This is a genomic window from Bacillus sp. CCNWLW194, from assembly GCF_037120585.1.
Taxonomy (GTDB): domain Bacteria; phylum Bacillota; class Bacilli; order Bacillales; family Bacillaceae_G; genus Bacillus_A; species Bacillus_A basilensis.
This window is the reverse complement of the sequence record NZ_JBBBBL010000005.1, coordinates 290,495-311,135: the sequence shown is the minus strand read 5'-3', so window position 1 is coordinate 311,135 and position 20,641 is coordinate 290,495. Positions and strand designations below refer to the sequence as shown.

The 20,641-nt window shown below is 31.8% G+C and carries 18 protein-coding genes, 1 pseudogene and 1 riboswitch; of the genes and pseudogenes, 3 read left to right on the top strand and 16 right to left on the bottom strand.

Annotated features, from left to right (window positions below; translation table 11 throughout):
* Positions 1-108: 108 nt before the first annotated feature.
* From V7S50_RS14440 to V7S50_RS14430, 3 genes and pseudogenes are all read right to left on the bottom strand, one after another.
* On the bottom strand, positions 109-909 hold the full coding sequence (locus V7S50_RS14440) for an energy-coupling factor transporter transmembrane component T family protein (protein WP_242253443.1): 801 nt from the start codon (positions 907-909) through the stop codon (positions 109-111).
* A pseudogene (locus V7S50_RS14435) lies at positions 902-2,589 on the bottom strand (ABC transporter ATP-binding protein). Before V7S50_RS14435 ends, V7S50_RS14440 begins: the two are co-directional and overlap by 8 nt.
* Before the next feature lie 10 nt (positions 2,590-2,599).
* Complete coding sequence (locus V7S50_RS14430; RefSeq protein ID WP_001038201.1) at positions 2,600-3,148, bottom strand: ECF-type riboflavin transporter substrate-binding protein; 549 nt, start codon at positions 3,146-3,148, stop codon at positions 2,600-2,602.
* Between the two features lie 139 nt (positions 3,149-3,287).
* Positions 3,288-3,403: riboswitch (SAM riboswitch) on the bottom strand.
* Between the two features lie 148 nt (positions 3,404-3,551).
* Here V7S50_RS14430 and V7S50_RS14425 point away from each other — a divergent pair.
* Complete coding sequence (locus V7S50_RS14425; protein ID WP_242253441.1) at positions 3,552-4,232, top strand: aspartate/glutamate racemase family protein; 681 nt, start codon at positions 3,552-3,554, stop codon at positions 4,230-4,232.
* A 49-nt stretch (positions 4,233-4,281) separates the two neighbouring features.
* Here the strand turns inward: V7S50_RS14425 and V7S50_RS14420 are convergent, their stop codons facing one another.
* The 6 genes from V7S50_RS14420 to V7S50_RS14395 form a co-directional block, all read right to left on the bottom strand.
* A complete protein-coding gene (locus V7S50_RS14420; protein ID WP_242253438.1) occupies positions 4,282-5,460 on the bottom strand; it encodes a macrolide family glycosyltransferase in 1,179 nt (392 codons plus the stop codon).
* A gap of 381 nt (positions 5,461-5,841) precedes the next feature.
* Positions 5,842-7,923 carry a peptidoglycan D,D-transpeptidase FtsI family protein gene (locus V7S50_RS14415; RefSeq protein ID WP_242253436.1) on the bottom strand — a complete coding sequence of 694 codons (2,082 nt, stop codon included), beginning with the start codon at positions 7,921-7,923 and terminating at the stop codon, positions 5,842-5,844.
* A gap of 228 nt (positions 7,924-8,151) precedes the next feature.
* Positions 8,152-9,939 (bottom strand): ATP-binding protein, encoded by a 1,788-nt coding sequence (locus V7S50_RS14410; RefSeq protein ID WP_063223505.1) that lies wholly within the window; start codon positions 9,937-9,939, stop codon positions 8,152-8,154.
* 458 nt (positions 9,940-10,397) lie between these two features.
* Positions 10,398-11,249 carry a Cof-type HAD-IIB family hydrolase gene (locus tag V7S50_RS14405; RefSeq protein WP_063223506.1) on the bottom strand — a complete coding sequence of 284 codons (852 nt, stop codon included), beginning with the start codon at positions 11,247-11,249 and terminating at the stop codon, positions 10,398-10,400.
* A 171-nt stretch (positions 11,250-11,420) separates the two neighbouring features.
* Positions 11,421-11,999, bottom strand: coding sequence for a cysteine dioxygenase family protein (locus V7S50_RS14400; RefSeq protein WP_242253432.1), 579 nt, complete (start codon positions 11,997-11,999; stop codon positions 11,421-11,423).
* A 108-nt stretch (positions 12,000-12,107) separates the two neighbouring features.
* The gene (locus tag V7S50_RS14395) at positions 12,108-13,322 is read right to left on the bottom strand and encodes a cytochrome P450 (protein ID WP_242253431.1); all 1,215 of its coding nucleotides are present in this window, start codon (positions 13,320-13,322) and stop codon (positions 12,108-12,110) included.
* A gap of 140 nt (positions 13,323-13,462) precedes the next feature.
* On the opposite strand from V7S50_RS14395, the gene V7S50_RS14390 reads away from it, so the two are divergent.
* The gene (locus tag V7S50_RS14390) at positions 13,463-13,960 is read left to right on the top strand and encodes a PadR family transcriptional regulator (protein WP_242253430.1); all 498 of its coding nucleotides are present in this window, start codon (positions 13,463-13,465) and stop codon (positions 13,958-13,960) included.
* Positions 13,961-14,063: 103 nt separating this feature from the next.
* Here V7S50_RS14390 and V7S50_RS14385 read toward each other — a convergent pair whose 3' ends face one another.
* The 6 genes from V7S50_RS14385 to V7S50_RS14360 all read right to left on the bottom strand — a co-directional run bounded on the left by V7S50_RS14385 (position 14,064) and on the right by V7S50_RS14360 (position 19,413).
* Positions 14,064-14,219: a DUF1540 domain-containing protein gene (locus V7S50_RS14385; RefSeq protein ID WP_000046091.1), complete on the bottom strand. Its 156-nt coding sequence runs from the start codon at positions 14,217-14,219 to the stop codon at positions 14,064-14,066.
* 70 nt (positions 14,220-14,289) lie between these two features.
* Positions 14,290-14,922, bottom strand: coding sequence for a Vat family streptogramin A O-acetyltransferase (locus tag V7S50_RS14380; RefSeq protein ID WP_242253428.1), 633 nt, complete (start codon positions 14,920-14,922; stop codon positions 14,290-14,292).
* Positions 14,912-16,195, bottom strand: coding sequence for an MFS transporter (locus V7S50_RS14375; RefSeq protein ID WP_242253426.1), 1,284 nt, complete (start codon positions 16,193-16,195; stop codon positions 14,912-14,914). Before V7S50_RS14375 ends, V7S50_RS14380 begins: the two co-directional genes overlap by 11 nt.
* Before the next feature lie 267 nt (positions 16,196-16,462).
* Entirely contained in the window at positions 16,463-17,698 is a 1,236-nt protein-coding gene (cypA, locus tag V7S50_RS14370) for a cytochrome P450 (RefSeq protein WP_242253425.1), read from the bottom strand.
* A 159-nt stretch (positions 17,699-17,857) separates the two neighbouring features.
* Positions 17,858-18,262 (bottom strand): hypothetical protein, encoded by a 405-nt coding sequence (locus tag V7S50_RS14365; protein ID WP_242253423.1) that lies wholly within the window; start codon positions 18,260-18,262, stop codon positions 17,858-17,860.
* Between the two features lie 146 nt (positions 18,263-18,408).
* Positions 18,409-19,413, bottom strand: coding sequence for a DUF1835 domain-containing protein (locus V7S50_RS14360; RefSeq protein ID WP_242253421.1), 1,005 nt, complete (start codon positions 19,411-19,413; stop codon positions 18,409-18,411).
* A 295-nt stretch (positions 19,414-19,708) separates the two neighbouring features.
* Here V7S50_RS14360 and V7S50_RS14355 point away from each other — a divergent pair, with 295 nt between their 5' ends.
* Positions 19,709-19,921 carry a hypothetical protein gene (locus V7S50_RS14355; RefSeq protein ID WP_063223515.1) on the top strand — a complete coding sequence of 71 codons (213 nt, stop codon included), beginning with the start codon at positions 19,709-19,711 and terminating at the stop codon, positions 19,919-19,921.
* A gap of 343 nt (positions 19,922-20,264) precedes the next feature.
* On the opposite strand, the gene V7S50_RS14350 is transcribed toward V7S50_RS14355, so the two are convergent.
* A complete protein-coding gene (locus tag V7S50_RS14350) occupies positions 20,265-20,468 on the bottom strand; it encodes a hypothetical protein (RefSeq protein ID WP_063223516.1) in 204 nt (67 codons plus the stop codon).
* Between the last annotated feature and the right edge of the window lie 173 nt (positions 20,469-20,641).

Here is a 20,641-nt window from a genome sequence, read left to right as displayed (position 1 = left end):
TAATAGGTAGTTGATCATTTTAACTGGTTCGTATTATACATTATGTAAATATCCCTTTTTTGAGCATGTCTATATAAAAATAAGTAAAAGCACTCATTTGAGAGTGCTTTAAAATGGATACCAAAAGTTTTGAAATACATGTAATTTTAAATATACTGCAACAATTAAAATAAAAATACCTACAAATAAAGCAAAGAAATCCCCACTTTTCGCTTTATTTGTATAAAACCACGTACGTGTATCTTTCTTTCCAAATCCTCTTAAATCCATTGCGTTTGAAACGGTATCAATTCTCTCTAGAGAATGAATAATTAAAGGCCAGAAAATTAAGACACGGTTTTTCATGCGAATCCATAAACTTGCTTCTCCTTTTTCAAAAGCTACTCCTCTCGCCTCTTGCGCATGTTTAATAACTTTATATTCGGACTGAATATTAGGTATATAACGTAATGCAATATTTATTGCATATGTAATCTTATAATGAATTCGAAATTTACTTAAGCTACTCACGAATTCGCTTGGATCAGTCGTATAAATAAAAATAAGTGTAAATGGTAATAACGTAAAATATTTTAATGAAAGTGTAGCTGCATAAAATAATGTTTCATATGTAATTGTTGCATATCCAATATGCACAAACGAAGTATATGATTCGGTTAATTCAGATCCATGGGTTGGTGTAATAAATAAAATCATGACAGAATTTAATAAACTGAATGTAAATATAACACTAAAAACAATAAAAATTTTACGGAGTGGAATTTTAGCAACTATAAGTCCCATACATCCAATCAAAAATACAACTAGCAATACGCGAAAATCAAAAAATAAAAAGGTAAACGTCATACAAAAAATAAATAATAACAATTTCACTGCTCCATCCATGCGATGAAAATATGTACTATACATCTTCCTCCCTCCTAATAACATCAAAATAAAGTTCTATAAACCTTTCAGGATATGCAATCCCACTAAATTTAACTAGTTTGAATAAAGAACTTTCCCTTAGGTTCGCTCTTTGTAACGTTTCTGGATGCCCTAACACAATAGACGCGGTATTATTCGCAATAATTTTCCCTTCATGTAAAACTATCGCTCTGTCTGTATATTCCAATGCGAGATTCATATCGTGTGTGATCAAAATAAACGATATTCCCTTTGCAGCTAATTTTCTAATAAACGACATAAATTGTTTATAATGATAATAATCTTGTCCCGCTGTCGGTTCATCTAACATGATAAGTTTCGGATTTGTTGTTAGTACAGATGCAATCGTTAATCTCTTTTTTTGTCCATAACTTAACGCCTGAATTGGCCAATTTCGAAATGGATACAAACCACAAACTTTTAACGCTTCTTCCGCTCTAAGCTTAATTTCTTCCTTTGAAAATTTTTTTAATTTTAATGAAAACGAAACCTCTTCCATAACAGTAGGTTGAGTAATCACATGATTAGGATTTTGCATCACATAAGATATAACCTCACCGCGTTTACGAATAGACCAAGAATTAATATTTACTCCATCAATTAAAATCCTATCATTTTTTGTTTTGTTTATCCCTATAAGACTATGAGCTAATGTTGATTTTCCAGCTCCATTATGGCCTAAAAGTGCTACTATTTCCCCTTTATATATAGAGAAATTCACATTATCTAATACTTTTTGTTTATTAGAATATGAGAATGACAAATTCTCTACTTTCAATAATTCTTTTTTTGTAGGAGTGTCTTTACAAAAAACTTGCTTCTCCATCCACTCATTTATTACGCCACTAACACTTTTCCTATGAAGATTTTCAAGTGGGTATATTACGTCATTATTACTATCAAAATGTAATCTCTTTAATACTTCTATATACATAGGTTCTCTTAAGCCTATAGATGGTAATATATTTGACGCTAAAATCTTTTCAGGTGTCCCAATCGCAACAATTTCACCTTCATCAATTAAAATGATTTTATCTAAATCCAGGTTTAACATTTCTTCTATTCGATGTTCAATAATTACAATTGTTTATGTATATCTTTAATTAGTTGTATTGTATGTATGGCGCTTAGCGGATCTAAATTTGCTAACGGTTCATCGAACAATAATATATTAGCATTTGTTGTTAACAGACCTGCTAGAGAAACAGTTTGTTTTTGCCCTCCTGATAATTCATGTGGACTTTGTTTATGAAAAGCATGCATCTTCACCTTTTTTAATGAATCCGAAACAATCTTTTTCATATCATCTTGATTTACACATTCGTTTTCTAAATAAAATGCTACATCTTCTTCTACTGTAAGGCCAATAAATTGAGCGTCTTGATCTTGTAAAATTGTTCCTACCTGTTTACTCTGTTCAAAAATACTCTCTTTCCTTGGATCTTTTCCGGCAATTAAAATATTACCAGTACTAATTCCTTCATAAGAAAATGGAATTAGCCCATTGATACAATGAGCTAACGTTGATTTCCCTGAACCACTTCGTCCAGCAACTAGTACTTTTTCTCCAGGATATATATGAAATGAAATGTCTTTTACAGTAGGCTGTGCTGTATGCTCATATTGAAAGCTGAATTGTTCAAAAGAAATAATTGGTTGCATGTTAACATCCCTACTTTTCAATTTTTAAATGTGTATGTTTCTTATTAGATTTAGCTAAACCTATTGTAATTGGCAATCCAAGAACTAAAAATACAATAACATCAGCAATTGTTGCTCCTAATACTTGTATAACAATTTTGTCAAACGGTTCTCCCATCACAATAATATCGAATGCCCCAGCAAATATAATAGCTATGACAATTCCAATTAACCCAGTAATGGCTAAATAAGAAATATCTCCCTTATTATACGTCCCGTTTTTCACACTAAAGCCAACTCTTTTTTGAATGAGTCCCATTGCAAATCCGATAATGCCTGAGCTAATAACCCATCCCCACCAAATACCCCATCCAGCGATCGTATCTGTTACGGTATGACCGATAAGACCTATTAACAGTCCTGCAACTGGACCAAATAGAGCTCCAAAAACAGTTAAAATAGCTAATGCGGGTTTAATAAATGTATTTGGCGCAATAGAAAATCCCCAAAGTCCTAATATCCCATATAATGCTGCCCCAATTCCGATTGCTACTACTAATTTTGTTGATAATTTGTTCATTACAATTCCCCTCTCATATTAGTCAACTTTTATTACTCTATATTTATTTTGAAAATGAATTATGCATCGACACTCCCTTTCTATACAACAAAAAATGACCTCTTATATAAGAGGTCATTTTCTTTCACGTTCAAGAATCCTCTTATCTTCCAAAAAACACATCGTGTCCTCTGCGGAATTAGCACCTTCCTATAAATTTATATAGGGGTTGCTGAGGTTTCATAGGGCCGTTCCCTCCACCTCTCTGGATAAGTATTAATTTGTAATTCGTATTATGGCACTAAGAATTGTAAATTTCAATACTTTTCTAATTATTTTTTTATTTAACGGTACATTCAAATCATTGTATTCTTATCGGAATTATGAAATAATAAGTTCAAAATAGTTACGGGAGGAATGCACGATGAAAGTAATCGGTTTAATTGGTGGACTAAGTTGGGAATCTACATCGTTATACTATAAACATATTAATACACTTACACTCTCTCAATATGATCAAAATGCAAAGCTTGTTTTATATAGCATGGACTTTGGTGAGGTAACTACTTTATTACAAAATCATCAATATGAAAAAGTGAAAAACGAATTAGTCACAGTTGCAAAAAAAGTTGAAAAATCTGGAGCTGAATGTTTATTAATGTGTTCTAATACGGTCCATTTATTTGCTGAAGAAGTAGAAAGTGCAATATCCATCCCGCTTCTTCACATTGGTGATGTAAGTGCTAAAGAAATGGTAGAACAGAATATAAAGCGTATCGGACTATTGGGTACAAAACAAACGATGGAACAAGACTTCTATAAATCACGTCTAGCAAACTATAACATTGAGACAATCATTCCAAATGAAGAGGAAAGAAATTTTATTCATCACGTTATTTTAAATGAATTAAGTAAAGGAATTATTTCAGAAACCTCAAAAGAAAAGCTATTACAAATTACAAAATTATTAATTCAAAATGGCGCAGAAGGAATATTACTAGGATGTACTGAAATCCCTTTGCTTATTTCACAAAACGACCTTACTGTTCCTGTGTTTGATACTGCTTTTTTACATGCAAATACTGCTGTGCAGTTTGCGGGATAACAATATACAAGCATAAAGGTAGAACCTCTATGCTTGTATATTGTTGACACTATTTACTTAAAAGAGATTCAATAACTGCAATGGCTTCTTTTGGACCACCACATTCTAAAAAACTATCATTAAGTTTTCGTATACCATGTTTATACTTTTCATTTGAAAGTACGTTTGTTACCGCTTCTTTCAAAGTTTGCACATTAACATACTCTTTTAATAACCGATGCGCTGCTTCAAGCTCAGTTAACCTTTGTGCTATCATTGGCTGATCTTTATCATGTGGAATTATTACAAATGGGACTTTAAAATATATAGCATCGTGTACGCTATTCATGCCGCCATGTGTAATAAAAACATCTGTTTCACTTAATATTTCTGATTGGGGTACGTATGAAGCAATTATAAAATTGTCTGGCGCTTTTTTAATTTTAGAACGATCATTTCTATCACCAATTGCCATTACAACTATCCCATCAAAATCTGAGAAAGTATCAATACAAGTATTAAAGAATGGTTCGAGTCCTTCAAGTAGTGTTCCCATTGAAATGTAAATAACTTTCTTCTCTTTAAGCATTTCAAATGGAAACTCTACATTTGTTTTACGATTTGAAATACTCGGCCCAATAAAAATGTTATTTTCTCCAAACGAATTGCTATTAGGTTGGAAATAACGACTTGTGTACACGAGAGAAATATCTCCCTTATTATGCATAAATTGAAGATTATTTTTAGGTTTTACGCCAAATTCATGCTCCATTTGATATAGTAACTTTTCAGAAAGTTCATCGGGTTGGAATTGTATTTCTGCATTTGGATGAAAAGGTAACGTCTCTAAAAATTCTGGAGGAATTAAAAATATAGGAGAAGAAACTACACCTGGTATTTGTAAATACTCCTTTACTAACTCTCCAGCACCAAATATATCATAAATTACAAAATCAAAAATTATGCTTTCACATAATTTTTTCGTAATTTTTAATATATATAAAGAAGTTTGAACATGTACATGAAAGAAAGAATTCAACCCATATGAAGTTTCAGTATCAATAGAAATCTCCTTTAATAAATCTGGATGGGTATAAACAGTAGCTCCCAAATCTTCAATTCTGCCTTTAAAATGTTCTGTTGTAATATAATGTACATGATCACCCCGTTCAATGAAGGCTTTGACTAAACTTAATGTAGGATTTACATGTCCCTCTGCTGGAAAATTAACCATTAAAATATTTAGCACTTCTTTCTCACTCCTTACATTTCAATTCACTTATTAAGCATACTGTAATTATTACCGTCAATCTTCCCCTAATAGTCCCAATAAACTTGCTACTTTAGATTGATAAATAATTGTCCGTCATTAAATTAAAAAAGGCATCTACATAAGTAGATGCCTAACCGTGATAAGGAGTGTTCTGTGAGGTTAGAATAAGCTTTTCAGCTTGTCCTATGCTATCAATATATGATTTATTTTATAAAACGTGAATAATTGATAGAATGATTTTACCTCTCTATCACCCATTTTGAATCTATCCCTAAATAAGACGACTCTAGTTTCTATAACATTTCATATATTTTAATCTTCTTTAGAGCTATCTATTTTTGTAGTTTCTCCAGTCAATCACTTATTTTTCAATTCAAAATAAGCATCTAAAATTTCTTTTCCAATATCAGAATTAATACCAGATTTATCATTAATAACCCACGGTACAACTACAGAGAATGCTACTTCAGGATTATCATATGGTGCATATCCTGCTAACGTTAAATTATAACATTCTCTTCGCTCACCTTTTTCATTTCTTCCAATATCACTTTCTCCACCGTATACTGTCTGTGCAGTCCCTGTTTTACCTGCTGGTTTATAAGATGCTTTTTGGAACGCCCTTACACCTGTTCCATCACCTTCTTGGAACACTCTTCTAAATCCTTCTTTTACTTGATTTATATATTCCACTTTCATATCTATTTTATTTAAAACGATTGGTTCTACTGAATGCACCACTTTCCCAATCTCATCTTTTTGCGACGTTTGCTCTCTTACCTCTTGAACAATTTGTGGCTTCATTCGATATCCACCGTTTGCGATTGTTGAAATATACTGTACAAGCTGAAGTGGCGTATAGGTGTCATACTGGCCAATTGAGTAGTCTAGTAAGAAACCAGGTTGATTATCTTTTTTACCAATTTGTCCAGCTGTTTCATTCGGTAAATCGATACCCGTTGGAACACCTAATCCAAATTGCCTGAAATAATACCTCATTTTATCAAAGTACTCCTGTTTAATATTTAATGAACTATTTTTCACATAATCCACACCTGCAATTTTTAATGCTGTATGAAACATATAAACGTTTGAAGAGACTTGTAACGCTCTTAAATCATCAACATTTCCAAACTCTTTCCAAGACTTTTTTTCCTTAGTTCCTTTAAACTTCATAGGTGCATCATAAAAATAAGTACCTGGTGTTATAGCTTTCGTTTCAAATCCAGTTAAAACTGTTGCACCTTTAACTGTTGATCCGAGCTCATAAGAACTAGTCATTGTGCCTAAAGCATAGTCTTCAACTTCTGTTTTTCCGTCTTTTTCTACAAGTCTTTTCCCAGCCATGGATAATACTTGTCCGTTTTTCGGATTCATCATCACCACGAAAGCACGGTCTAACATGGATTCTGATCCTTTATATGCCTTTAATATTTTTTCTATACTTTCTTCTACTTTTTTCTGTAATTCCATATCTATTGTTAAAGTTAAATTCTTACCGCTCTTTCCCTCAGAAACTGTTTCCGTTCTAATTGTATTACCTTGTTTATCTGCAACGCTTCTTACTTCTTTTTTTGTACCATGAAGTGCATCTTCGTATTGCTGCTCGATATAACTTTTTCCAACTCTATCATTTCGGCTATAATCACGTACCAAGTAGTAATCTAATCGTTCACTTGGTAATCCTTCATCGGAATTAGAAACATTTCCAAGAACAGATCGGAATAATCCATCATTTACATACACTCTCTCCCAATCAACCGATACGTCTACACCTGGGAAATTCGCTAAACCTTCACTAATTATAGTGAATTCCTTTTCACTAACATCTTTTTTAATAATTTGAGGAGCCATTTGATAACCAGAAGTCATCTTACTTTTAATAGCTAACACCTTTATATCTTTATTTGTTAATTCCTGAAGATTTTTATCTGTTACACGCTTCCTTTTTAACTCTTCTATTTTTTTATCTAAATTTTCCCCGGTAATATCTTTATCTCTGAACTTATTTATTTCTTTTTTAGATACTAATTTTTCGGTAAGTTTCGGATTTAATTGCATCCAAAAATCTTTCTTATCCGTTTCAGTTAGCTTATTTATATCTTCTTGCGGCATTTCAATTATGTCTGCAAGTTGTCTTGCAGTTTTTAATATCTCTTCTGATTTTACACCTTTCATCTTTGTATATGTAATTGTACGTAAAGATTTATTATCAACTACTGGATTCCCTTCTCGATCAAATATTTTTCCGCGCGGAACAGAAAGACTTACGGTTGCATTTTCTCTCTTCTCTATTTCATTTTTATACGTTTCTCCATCGATAATTTGTACTTTACCTAACTGTATGATCATGGCAGAAAATAATAAAAATACACAAAAAAATAAAATGTTTAACCGCATCGGTATTGCTCTACCTCTTGTTTTCTCTTGTTTTTTCACTTCGTCTTAATCTCCTCCTTACAACATTTCAAATAATATTTGGTTTCTATATTAAAAGTAACGTGCGACTTCCATACATTACCTTGTACAAATATTAATATAATGTTTAAAACTTAATAGAAATTAAAACAAATCTAAAGAAAAGGTAAAGTTTACTAAATTAAATGTAAAAATACCCAATACCCAAAAACTAAGCTTTTGGGTATTGGGTATTGGGTATTTAGTAATTTAAGAATTAATAATTGGACGCATTGATTCGAATCTATCATCATAATTTGATAAAGATTTTTTACTCTGAGCTTTTGGCAAATAAATATTCACTGTTGTCCCGACACCAACCTCACTCATAATACTTATTTTCCCTTGATGACTTTCAATAATTTTATAACTTAGCATTAATCCGATACCAGTACCTTTTTCTTTCGTACTATAAAATGGCTCACCTAATCTCTTAATTCTTTCTTCAGGTATCCCTATTCCTTCGTCAATTACATGAATAATGACACCCTCATCGTTTATCTCTTTTATATGAATTGCAATTTTTCCACCATCCGGCATAGCTTCGATTGAATTTTGCAAAATATTAATAAATACTTGTTTTAATTGATTTTCTGAGCATTCAAGGATTATATCTTTGGAATCTGTATATAATTCAACTTGAATATTTGTCATAATTGCTTTTGTATTTATTAATGATACGACATTTTTAAATATTTGATAAATATTTTTCTTTTCGGTACTTATTTCATCTGTTTTAGCAATCGACAAAAACTCTTGCAGAATTGCTTCTATTCTTTCAATTTCAGAAAGCATTAGATCAAAATATTTTTCTTGATCTTCTATATTAATTTGGAATAACTGTATAAACCCTTTAATGACTGTTAATGGGTTCCTTACTTCATGAGCTACACCAGCAGCTAATTGACCGATTGCTGCAAGTGTATCTGATTTATTTAGCAATTCTTCTGTCTTTTTCCGCTCTGTAATATCCCGTACAATAATCATAATTTTATCATGCAATAACGGTAAACATCTAGCTTCAAAGAAATCGATACTTTCATTAATTGTAAGTGGATATTCAATAATTGTATTTGTTCCTTTTTCTTTCACTTGACAAATTGCTTCTTGAAATTTTTGTGCTACTGTAGATGGTAATACTTCGTAAAACTTTTTTCCCATAAAAGCTTCTGCGGGTACGTAAAATTTTGTAGGGGATCCTGCTTTATAATCAATAATTGTTCCATCATCTTCTGTTAAGAAACATAAATCTGGTAAAGCCTTAAAAATTAATTCCAATTCAGACGTTTGTTGTTTTAATTTCTCTTCTATTGCTTTTAAATGTGTAATATCTACCCCAACAGCCCAATAACTAAATCCACTTACAGGAAACTGTTCTGATATATTGGACCACATTATCGTTTTAATTTCACCATTTTTACATGTTAAGCGCATTTCCCAATCTCTAAAGTTCTTTCCGCGAGTCAAAAATTTCTTTTGTATCTCGTGACGATAATTATGATCAGGATACAGTAATCGAAGTGCGTTTGGATTTCCAATTACCTCTTCTGCAGTATAGCCTGTCACAATTTCACATTCGCGATTCCACAAAACAAAATCTCCATTATAATCAAGTGCATCAACCATAACAGGCATGTTTTGTAAGATTGTATGTAGTTCCTCCTCTTTTCGAGAAAGTAACGTTGTATTTTTACTTTGGAATCCTTTCATTACTCCATCTATAATTAGATTTGAAAGCATTTCAAAATATTTTTGACAATTGAAAATTTCACTTTTGTTTGACCATACTACAAAAGATCCTAAATATTGATTGTATATGAAAATGGGGATTTCAATTTTGGGAAGTTTACATATTTTCGTCTCATTTATTCCAAAAGAAAATATACATTCTTTTTCAGCATCAAGAAGTTGATGTGATATGTTGGTTAATTGATAAAATTGTTCTGCCATGGTTTCTATTGTACTCACATCAATAAGTTCCATTAGCCGCGCATTCATTCTTTTTTCACCTCAATATGTAAAATTAATACAAATTCAAAATTTATACTTCTCCATTATACGAAGAATGTGCCATTAGGTATATAGCTGTAGAATAATTATTCGAACAAATTTTATTTTTCAATTAAAAAAGAGAGGGATTCACATATAAAATGAAACTTTAATCAGTATGCATTTTGTTCATCACATATCAATTCTGATTTGACGAACAACATAAATCGCGCCGACATGCATACTTATAATTTTGATGTTAGAGTTTTACGCACCGATTGTTGCAGTATAAAAATACAAAAAATATAAAGTTCATAAAATTTTCACAATTTTTATGAAAAATATAAACATTTATTCCAATATATTCTATATAATAAAATGTAATAAGGCTTCTATGAATCTCATAGAATACCTTACCCCTAATAAAAAGAAAAAAGAATCTATGTAGATTCTTTTTTCTTTTTTTATTACATTACATATTTATATAAAGCATGTGCAACACCATGTTCTTCATTTGATAAGGTTTCGTATTGACACATCGCTTTTATTTCTTCGACTGCGTTCCCCATTGCAATTGATATATTTGCTTTTTCCATCATTGATACATCGTTTAGCCCATCACCTATCGCTACAGTATTTTCAACTGGAATATTCAGGTGTTCTGCTAAAGTATATAATCCATTTCCTTTTTGGGCGTCTCGGTGATTAATCTCTAAATTATGCCAATACGAAGATGTAATGGCTAAATCAGTATTATGCAGAAACGTTTCTTTTAACTTTTTTAATTTTTCTATATCATAAGAAAATGGCAAAAGTTTATGCACATGTATATCTGTTTCTACAATCGGTTTACAGCTTTCGGCACTATGAAATGCTGTATGTTCAAGGTATAATGCTGCAATCGTTTCTAACTCTTTCAAGTCGATATTTTCATTTGAATTCTTCACATATTCGATTTCATTACGTACACTTTCTACTCCATATTCCGGCACGTACACACCTTTATCAGTATAAAGCTGATAATATAACCCATTTTCTTCAAGATAGTGCACAATCTCAAGTGCTTGCATATTTTGAATTGGATATCTCTTCATCATTTTTTTATCTTTATATATAAGCGCGCCATTTTCGGCAATAATTGGACACTCTAAATTAACTTCTAACAATAATCGCTCAATGTCGACGATAGAACGTCCAGTACAAATTGCTACAACATGACCTGCTTCTTGACATTTTCGAATTGCCTCTGCATTCTCTTTACTAATCATTTTATTCCCCGAAAGAAGAGTTCCGTCTAAATCAATTGCAATTAATTTCATTATTTCTTCACCACTTTCTATATATACACGCGTTCATATTAAACGAAAGGTATCGTTTTCATACTTATTTCGTGAAGTACTCCTTATTTATAATTTATGAAAAGCGTTTCAGGTCAAGAAATAATTATAAATAAAATCCAAAACTTTTTAAAAAAAGCTTTGGATTTTAAACTATGAATTATAACTAATATATTTTGTCTCACACATGTACACATTCTTTTCTTCAGTTGGGACGAATACTTTAAACTTTTCCAAACGTTTTCCGTAAACATGAATTGTGATAACGCTTTCACTTTTTCCTATTTCAAGAATATGACAATCAGCTGGTGGAATTACTTTATCTGTTTCTCCTTCTCCCAAATAAAGATTTCCTGTATGTGTTAAATACACAAGTGAATTTTCAAGTTGCTTCGTTTGTATAAAGTTCTGCACCATTATCCTTCCTGTAAAAACGCCTTCTACTCCCCATGTACCATCATGATCATGTAAAGGTGTAGATTGGCCGTCTTTCCATACGAGAGCTAATACTTCGAAACGCTTTAAAGGGTCTTCATATAGCAAGTGTCGTGCATATTGAGCCGAATTCGCCTTCTGTTTCTCTATCGGAAGCCATGTTTTCTTTTCTAAAAGTTCTTCTAGTAACTTTTCAATGCCACACACTATTTCTTCTTCGAATAAACAATTTTCCATAAGATCTGTAACACCTTTAATAAACTTTTGAAATGATTTACTTCCATTACAAGTCAACATAAGAATCCTCCTCTACATTTTATACAATTCCATATTAAGGTAATTTTATAAAACTCACAATTGAGAAACAAAAAACAAGATGCAAATATATACATCTTGTTAAGATTTTTATTTAGCTTCCAATCGAATAGGTAAATGTTTTAATGTTTGTTCATTTTCCAATATACATTCTTCTAAACAGAAGGATGAAGATAACTCTATTTTTTCAAAAGTCTTTATAAAAGTACTTAATGCAATCTCAGCTTCTAAACGTGCAAGTGGTGCCCCTAAGCAAAAGTGAGGGCCCTTACCAAAGGTTAAATGCTTTTCATTTCCTATTCGGTGTATATTAAATTTAGATGCTTGTGAAAACTTTTTCTCATCTAAATTTGCTGCGCTTACCCATGCAACAATCATTTGATCCTTTTTCATAAAAGGTCCAAATATATTTGTGTCCTCTGTAATTCTCCTAGCTAATGTAACTGGAAAGCGATAGCGTAATACTTCCTCAATTGCTTTCGAAATTAATTTAGGTTTTTCTCTTAATTCTTTATATGTTCCAGGTGAGTCCACTAAAAAGCAGTAGAAACTATTAATAATTAAATTTGTAGTTGTTTCATTACCAGCGGCTAATAAACCTAAAGAAAAAGTAACAATTTCTTCATCAGTTAATCTTTCGCCTTCATATTCCGCTCGTATTAAATCTGAAATAATATCGTCGATTAAATGATATCTTTTATCTTGAACGATTGGAAGAAGATATGCTTTAAATGCATTTAACGCAATTCCTTTTTCTACATCCAAATCGTTAAATTTTTCTTTACTATACGGCATAAATAAAATATCCGACCATTCTTTAATTTTTTTACGGTCAGTTGTTGGCACTCCTAATAAATCGGATATGACGGTAACAGGTAAAGGTGCAGCAAACTCTTCAACGATATTAACTTCACTATATTTTCCGATATGTTCTACAAGTTCATTTGCGATAGACTGTATTCGAGGTTTCCATTGTTCTAAACTTCTTGGAGTAAATGCTTTAGAAACAATAGAACGTACATTGCGATGTTCTGGTGGATCAGTAGAATTGATGTTTATCCTAGTTTCTAAAGGTGGGATTGCAAATTGTCTTCGTTCCCTTCTACTTGAAAATAAGCGATAATCCGATAAAACTCGATTTACATCATCATATAAAAAAACATTCCATACATCCTGCTCCTCATCATAATGAACCGAATGATTATCCCTCATAAATTGATACCACTCATATGAATTCCACAATTCTTCTTTTGTTTTCAGCTTTGAAATTTCATGAACTAAAATCACATTTTCAGGCGAAGCCATAGTTCTTTCCTCCCTTTTCTTTTACAATAAAAGTGATAGGTCGGTAGTTCAAAGTTGTATAATCTAACATATGTTATTTTAACATATATTAAAGGAGATTTTTCATTGAATAACTTGAGAAATATATAAGGAGGATTTTTATGTATGTTGATATTTTATTACTGGCAGAATTAACTTCAGGGCCAAAACACGGTTATGAAATAAAGAAAAATATCCAAAATCGGTTAGGAGAGAATTTTGAATTAAATCATAATATGCTTTATCCTTCTCTTCGGCGTTTTGAGAATATGGGGGCTATAACGAAAAAAGTACATACACAAGTCGGAAAACCAAACCGAAATATGTACGACATAACAGAAACCGGAGAAAAAATGTTTTCTGAAATGTTACGCGAGTTTCCCGAAAAACTCGCGACAAACAATGCAGAGTTTCTTGTTCGTGTCGCGCTTTTTGAAAAACTTGATTGCGAAGCTAGAAAAGAAATTTTAACAATGCGCCAAGACATACTACATAAACAGCTTACTGCTATTCAATCTTTAGATATTACCTCCTCTTTTATTACAGAAATCATTGAATTTAGTAAATCACGTATTGAACATGAATTACTCTGGATTACATCACTTATGAAGAAAATATGAAAAAATAACAAGAAAAGTTAAAAATAATGAATGAAAATGAGATTTATTATCAATACTATAATTAATAAAAGGGCAACCACGATTTGGTTACCCTTAAAAAAATTTATACTTCTGGATCAAAAGTTTTGCAATCTGTTTCTTCCGTTGTAGATGCTTGTTTACCTTTATGACTTACAACATAAATTGCATCTGCACTACATTTATTGCCGTTAGCCCAAAATTTACAGTTGTTTACTTCACATAAAACGTCTTGTGCCATAGTATCACACCTCCTTGTTCTATTATCATTAACAAAATTCGGAGGTATGATACTCTTTGTTATGCATTTTTTATTCCCTTTTTAGCTTTCTTAATGGCTCTATATTCCCTTGTACAATAGCACTTATATTTTCAGTTATTTTTTCAATATCAAAATGCCACCATTGAATTTGCAATAATTCTTCTATTATTGTATTTGTAAATCGTTCCTTTATTTTATTTGCAGGGTTTCCACCAACAATTGTATATGGTGCGACGTCTCTAGTCACAACAGATTTAGCTGCTATTATTGCACCATTCCCTATTTTTATTCCAGGCATAATCGTTGCATCCATACCGATCCAAACGTCATTTCCTATAACTGTATCACCTTTGTAAGGTAAATCAGACAAATTAGGTGTATACTTCTCCCACCCATTTCCAAATATATTAAATGGATATGCCGAAAATCCATCCATCCGATGATTCGCTCCGTTCATAATAAAGGTAACTCCATTTGCAATACAACAAAACTTTCCAAGAATAAGGCGATCTCCAAGAAATTCATAATGATGTAATACTCGATCTTCAAATGTTTCTCCATCTTTCGCATCATAATATGAATAGTCTCCAACAAGTATATTAGCTTTTGTTATTGTATTTTTTATAAAATGGACGTTTTGATTTCCTTCAATAGGGTATTTAACATTTGGATTAGGATTCATTTTGTATAGCACTTCCTTTACCACTTATTTCACTTTCTATTGCTATCGTTGGCTTTAAATTGTATATAGGTAAAATAAACAATAATCCAATTATAAAAAGGAAAGCCGTTCCTTCATACATCATACTTAATGAAAACATCTCCTTTAATGAGCCAGCAATACTCATCGTTACTACCATTGAACCTGTGAATAGTGGACTTAAAATACCATTTACACGACCAATAAAATCAGTATCGCTATTTTGAATGATGAGCGTATTAATACCAATTTGGATACAAGGAAGAGCTAAACCGCTAAAAAGTTGTGCTGTAAGTGTCACCCATAAATTTGTCGAATAACCTATAATACCAATACCAATCGCCTGACCGAGCATCCCTACAATTAACATCTTTTGCGGAGCAACATTCTTCGCAAATACCATCGCTAAAGCTCCACCAACAATCATCCCTGCACCATTGACTGTCAGTAACCATTGTAAACTCTCTTTTGACAGCCCTAACTGCTCCGTCACAATAAATATACCTAATGGCTGAATTAATCCTATACCTAGTCCTGCTGCCATAAAACAAAGCCCTAGTAAAGTTAATGCTTTTTTCTTTTTCACGTATTTAATACCGTCCAGCATTTCCTGTAATAGAGTGATTTCTTTCTTCTCATTATCATTCTCAAGATCTTTAGGAAGAAATAACAACACAGCTGCCGCAAGTAAAAAAGCGATACCTGTTATGATGATTGAAATATAAATTCCAAAACTATGAAAAATAAATGTTCCAAGAATCGGTCCTAACACCATAAAAATCGCAAATATTGTTTGATATATAGACATCGCTAATTGGATTTGTTCCGTTGATAAATGTTGTTTAAATAATTTCATTCCAGATGGTTGAGAAAACTGCGAAAGGATTGCAGAAATAAGCGTGACAAAAAACACAATTTTCCACGTACCAAACATAAGAGTAATTAATACAGCAAATACTGAAATAGAACTTAACATTTCACACCATATCATTGTCTTCTTTGGCTTCCACCTATCAGCAAAAGTTCCGCCAATAAAGGAAAAGATGAAAATTGGAGCAAACTCAGCAACTGAAATCATTGAAATAGCAAAAGCATCACCTTTTGTCATTTCCATTACGTATAGTAATACCGCAAAGTTTCGAACCCATATTCCTATTTGCAAAAATAATGCTGATGCTAGAATTCCTTGCACAAACCGATTTTTTAATACTTGCGATACCCCGGTATTTTGTTTTGTTACTACATTTGTCGACATAAAAAAGCCTCCTATTTCATGTTCTGAACAGGAGGCAGCACAAATCATATGAAAAGACTATATTTTCACAGAGCGAAATACATCCCTTTTCTATAAATGTACATACTAATCCTATTCAGAAGAATATTTCGTTTTTTAACGAAGATCTCTTGCAAATAGAATTAGTTGATCATTGGGATGTATTCACCCTTCCGTTTCGAATTTAAATTACACATACATACTCTATGTAAATCATTTTCAATGTATGCATGTCTTACAATAAATATTCTAGAATGCTAATTGTAATTCCTCTAAAGAACGCATTAAATAATTACCTTGCCATTTGATTTCATCACGGTTATCTTTTATTTGTAGTTCAGGCATTCGCTTAAATAAAGTAGTGATAGCAATCTTTGCTTCTAACCTAGCAAGTGGAGCTCCTAAGCAAAAATGGCTACCATGTCCAAAGGCAATATGACGATTATTTTCCCGAGTAATATCGAATATTTCTGGTTTTTCAAATACTGTTTCATCACGGTTTGCCGAAGCTAATGCAATGACAACCATATCCCCTTTTTGAATTGTTTGGTCGTGAATTTGAAAAGGTTCATCTGCCCATCTTGAAGTCGTTACCTCAACTGGAGAATAATATCGTAATCCTTCTTCAATAGCTGCATCAATTAATTTTGGATTTTCTTTTAATAACTGTAATTGATTCGGATTTTCAAGAAGTGCTAATACTGTATTTGTTATTAAATTTACCGTTGTCTCGTGTCCTGCCACAATTAGTAACATTATCATTGAATATAGTTCCCGAGCGCTAAGTTTATGCCCTTCACTCTCTGCAAGTATTAAAGCACTAACCAAGTCTTCTTTCGGCTCTTTTCGTTTCATATCAACTAAATATTGAAGATATGTAATAAACTCAGATAGTTGCTTTTCAGTTTCTTTTATTTCTTCTGGTGTTTCTGGATAAGCAATGACAGCATGAGACCAAATTCTAAATTTCGCTTGATCCTCTTTTGGAATGCCAAGCATTTCACTTATCACAATGATCGGTAAAGGAAATGAATAATCATCAACAAGGTTTAATGAACCTTTTCGCTCGACTTCGTTCAATAAATCATCTGCGATATGCTGAATTCTTCCTTCCAATTGCGCGATCATCTTCGGTGTGAAAACTTTTTGTACAAGTGATCGTAAACGATTGTGGTTTGGTGGATCTGAATTTAACATGTGCGTCGTTAAATGATCACCATTGTCAACAGTAAGAAACACATTCAATGTATCTTGAGAAAAGACATTGGCCGGATCTTTTTTTAAGCGACTATCTTTTAAAAGTGGCAAAGCATCTTCATATCTTGTAATAAGCCACTCTGCACCTAATTCAGTTTCATTCACAAATAAGATAGGTTGCATTTTTCTAGATTCTTTATAGATTTCATACGCATCTTCTTTAAACTGAGCTGAAGCTAAATTAATACCATCCTCTATTCTTAGCCCAACTTTATTTTTCATTGACATTGTATTCCCTCACTCTCATTTGTTTTTGAAAACCAACCAACATATGCATTATACTCTAATAAAAACGTGAAAATTGTTAATTTTTAATCAAAATCTTACTTCGTATATTGAAAAATAAAAAAAGTGAGAGAGTAAAATAATTTTACTCTCTCACTTTTTTTATGCGAAACACATAAAATTACTAATTTGTTGATAGCGGTAACTTACTTTACGACGACGACCACCTTGCCAAGTGTAACCTGATACTCCGTTTCTTCTCACTTCAGTCGGAAAGAACCATAAGTCTCTTCCGAAAGTTCCAGGACGATGTAAACGTAAATATCCCCATCTTCCTAAACAGTTACACATCCATGATTTCATATTACCTGCTTGTGCTGGAGAAGCAAATGTAGATGGTAATGATGGAGCTTGTGACGGTGGTGGTGACGTTGGAGCATCTTCCGCATCATCTGGTCTATAATCTTCTTGTTCCATATTTCTCACTTCATTTGTAGATTCATATCCGTAGTTTTGTGGTTGATAATACATCGCTTGATCATATGGATAATTTTGTTGGTTATACATATTAACAAATCACCTTCTTTTCATTCAGTACCTTTAACATTCATATGTGATATGCCCTCTAAAGGAAGCTTATGTTATAGCCCAACTTCAATTTAAAAACCTCGTATTCTTAATAATACGAGGTTTTTAAACATAAAATGTATTTATTATTTCCTTAACTTCACACTATAAAAGCGCATTTCATCTAGTGAACCTACAAATTCAAATACTTCTTGTTTAATTAATTCCTTTAAGCGATATTCTAAAAACGTATCGCCAACTAACTGCTCTACAAGACCAAGTGCTTCACCAATTACTCTCGGAGCTTTTAGAAATTCTTGATCAGCACCTACACTTTTCGCACATTCAATTATAAATTGATCAAAATAATCTTCTTGTACAGAATGCACTTCATTGTCTGTCCAAACTCTTAAAAATTCCGTACTTTTCGATAGACTATCCCACTCATGTTCAAACTGCATACGTTTCTCCACAGTTAAATAAGGCAATTCTACAAAACTTTTTTGAATTAGAGCTAAACTTTCAGGCGCTAATTCTCCAGTTCCACGAATATCATACTCTTGTTTTAATATTTCTTTACTTGCTTCAGACGTATTAATAACTCGAATGTTTTTCTTATCTTTTAATTGTGTCAATACAAAACATAGACCTACATGTTCATGTGCGTTATTTGCTTTCCAAATTGTAATAGGCGTTTCACTAGGAATAGTGTGTAGTTCTTCTATAGTTTCTATAAATCTTGGTAAATACTCATCTTCAAAATAGCTATCATAAGCGGTTAAGTTGTTTAATAACCACTCTTTTCTTGCTAATTGACCTTCATTTGTATGTAATTGATGTATTGGCCCAATTGAAAAGAATTCAGAGAATGAAACCACACTCTCCTCGAGTAACCCTTCCTGTTTCAACATATATTTTAAACAACCGGCTGTTGAATCATCAAAAGCGATATGAATGTGTATACTTTCTCTTATGTTCTTTTCCTGAGTTGTATCACTCGTTAATTGCTTAGGAACACTCGTTAAATTTTTTATCATATCTTCGTTATAATTCCCGTCTAATACATCTAACTGTATTAGAATACTTTGAAGTAAGTGTTTTGCTTCATCTTCATACATATCCTCAACAACGTTTTTAATTTTATCTATCACGTAAATCCCTCTATTCATTTCAAAATAACGTAGATTATAGTGTATCATTTTACTATCGTTCTTTAAAAGCTTTTTAGTCAAATCATTTCTTACACTGATTTATGCAGCTATCTAAGTTTTTAATAAAATCTTTCTCCATCTCCTCCTCAAGCTATAGACCTAAAATATTTTTTCGCTTCCCCGTTATCAATCACACGAAATCACAATAGTTGCTAAATAAATTTTAAATACTTTGTAAATCTTTTTATTTAAATGTATAATTATATAGAAAATAAAAACTACAGGAGCAATATTAATGGAGAAAGTACTTACTACTTATAAACATTATCTAAAAAATTGGAGATTTATATTTATTTGTATATTACCTGCTGTGGCTTTCTTATATACACTTGATGTTATCTTTGAACTACTGTTTCACCAAAATTTCTATTTGTCTAATTTAATTATTGCTATCATTTTATTCTTAATATTTATTAACGTAAAAGATAAATTTAAAATCAAAGGTTAAAGAAAACTATAATTGAAACGAAACCGTTGTAGAGCTACATTTTTCATAAAAAATAAGAGCACCCTGCTATTGGATGCCCTAGTGTGATTAGAGGTTTTTTCTGAGTATTGATTCGGACACGAAGATCTTGTCCTATTACATACTATATGCTTGTACTTATTATATTGTGCATAAAAAAACACAATATCCAGATGCCAGATACATACATACACATTGGATAACTAACTCGCTATAAAAGGCCTTCCTACATTATTACTAATAAAACCTGCTCATTCTTACATTGTAAAATTGCTTTATTTATAAACAAAAAACATCCCCATGGATGTTTTTTCTCTAATCACCTTTAAACTTCCATAAACTTAGCAGGTACACCAATTTTTTCAACTACAGAAGATATATTAGTAGGATTAATCATTACATTTTCAATACAAACTAATTTATTTTCTAATAACCCTTTCTCTGTAGTAATAAGTTCTTCAAATCGTTCTAAAGTCATTGAGAATTTGTGCTCACTTCCACCATTCATACTGACTTTTACATACTTCATAGTGTCACCGCCTCTCTTAATTATCTATAATTCGATAAGAATACGCTTACATCCTTTTTTATTAAAGTATGGTTTATCACATCCCATAACACGTTTAAAATGACTTTAAGAAAAACAGCCAATCTACACCTCTTATTCTTTTTATTAAAATTACAATCAAACGTTTCTAGCAT

Bases quoted from the DNA above. Each gene is read 5' to 3' on its own strand.
- V7S50_RS14355 (WP_063223515.1), top strand. From the start codon at position 19,709: ATGGAGAAAGTACTTACTACTTATAAACATTATCTAAAAAATTGGAGA.
- V7S50_RS14365 (WP_242253423.1), bottom strand. From the start codon at position 18,262: ATGTATAACCAACAAAATTATCCATATGATCAAGCGATGTATTATCAA.
- V7S50_RS14375 (WP_242253426.1), bottom strand. From the start codon at position 16,195: ATGTCGACAAATGTAGTAACAAAACAAAATACCGGGGTATCGCAAGTA.
- V7S50_RS14425 (WP_242253441.1), top strand. From the start codon at position 3,552: ATGAAAGTAATCGGTTTAATTGGTGGACTAAGTTGGGAATCTACATCG.
- V7S50_RS14400 (WP_242253432.1), bottom strand. From the start codon at position 11,999: ATGTTGACTTGTAATGGAAGTAAATCATTTCAAAAGTTTATTAAAGGT.
- V7S50_RS14430 (WP_001038201.1), bottom strand. From the start codon at position 3,148: ATGAACAAATTATCAACAAAATTAGTAGTAGCAATCGGAATTGGGGCA.
- V7S50_RS14440 (WP_242253443.1), bottom strand. From the start codon at position 909: ATGTATAGTACATATTTTCATCGCATGGATGGAGCAGTGAAATTGTTA.
- V7S50_RS14410 (WP_063223505.1), bottom strand. From the start codon at position 9,939: ATGAATGCGCGGCTAATGGAACTTATTGATGTGAGTACAATAGAAACC.
- V7S50_RS14395 (WP_242253431.1), bottom strand. From the start codon at position 13,322: ATGGCTTCGCCTGAAAATGTGATTTTAGTTCATGAAATTTCAAAGCTG.
- V7S50_RS14390 (WP_242253430.1), top strand. From the start codon at position 13,463: ATGTATGTTGATATTTTATTACTGGCAGAATTAACTTCAGGGCCAAAA.
- V7S50_RS14385 (WP_000046091.1), bottom strand. From the start codon at position 14,219: ATGGCACAAGACGTTTTATGTGAAGTAAACAACTGTAAATTTTGGGCT.
- cypA (WP_242253425.1), bottom strand. From the start codon at position 17,698: ATGTCAATGAAAAATAAAGTTGGGCTAAGAATAGAGGATGGTATTAAT.
- V7S50_RS14350 (WP_063223516.1), bottom strand. From the start codon at position 20,468: ATGAAGTATGTAAAAGTCAGTATGAATGGTGGAAGTGAGCACAAATTC.
- V7S50_RS14405 (WP_063223506.1), bottom strand. From the start codon at position 11,249: ATGAAATTAATTGCAATTGATTTAGACGGAACTCTTCTTTCGGGGAAT.
- V7S50_RS14380 (WP_242253428.1), bottom strand. From the start codon at position 14,922: ATGAATCCTAATCCAAATGTTAAATACCCTATTGAAGGAAATCAAAAC.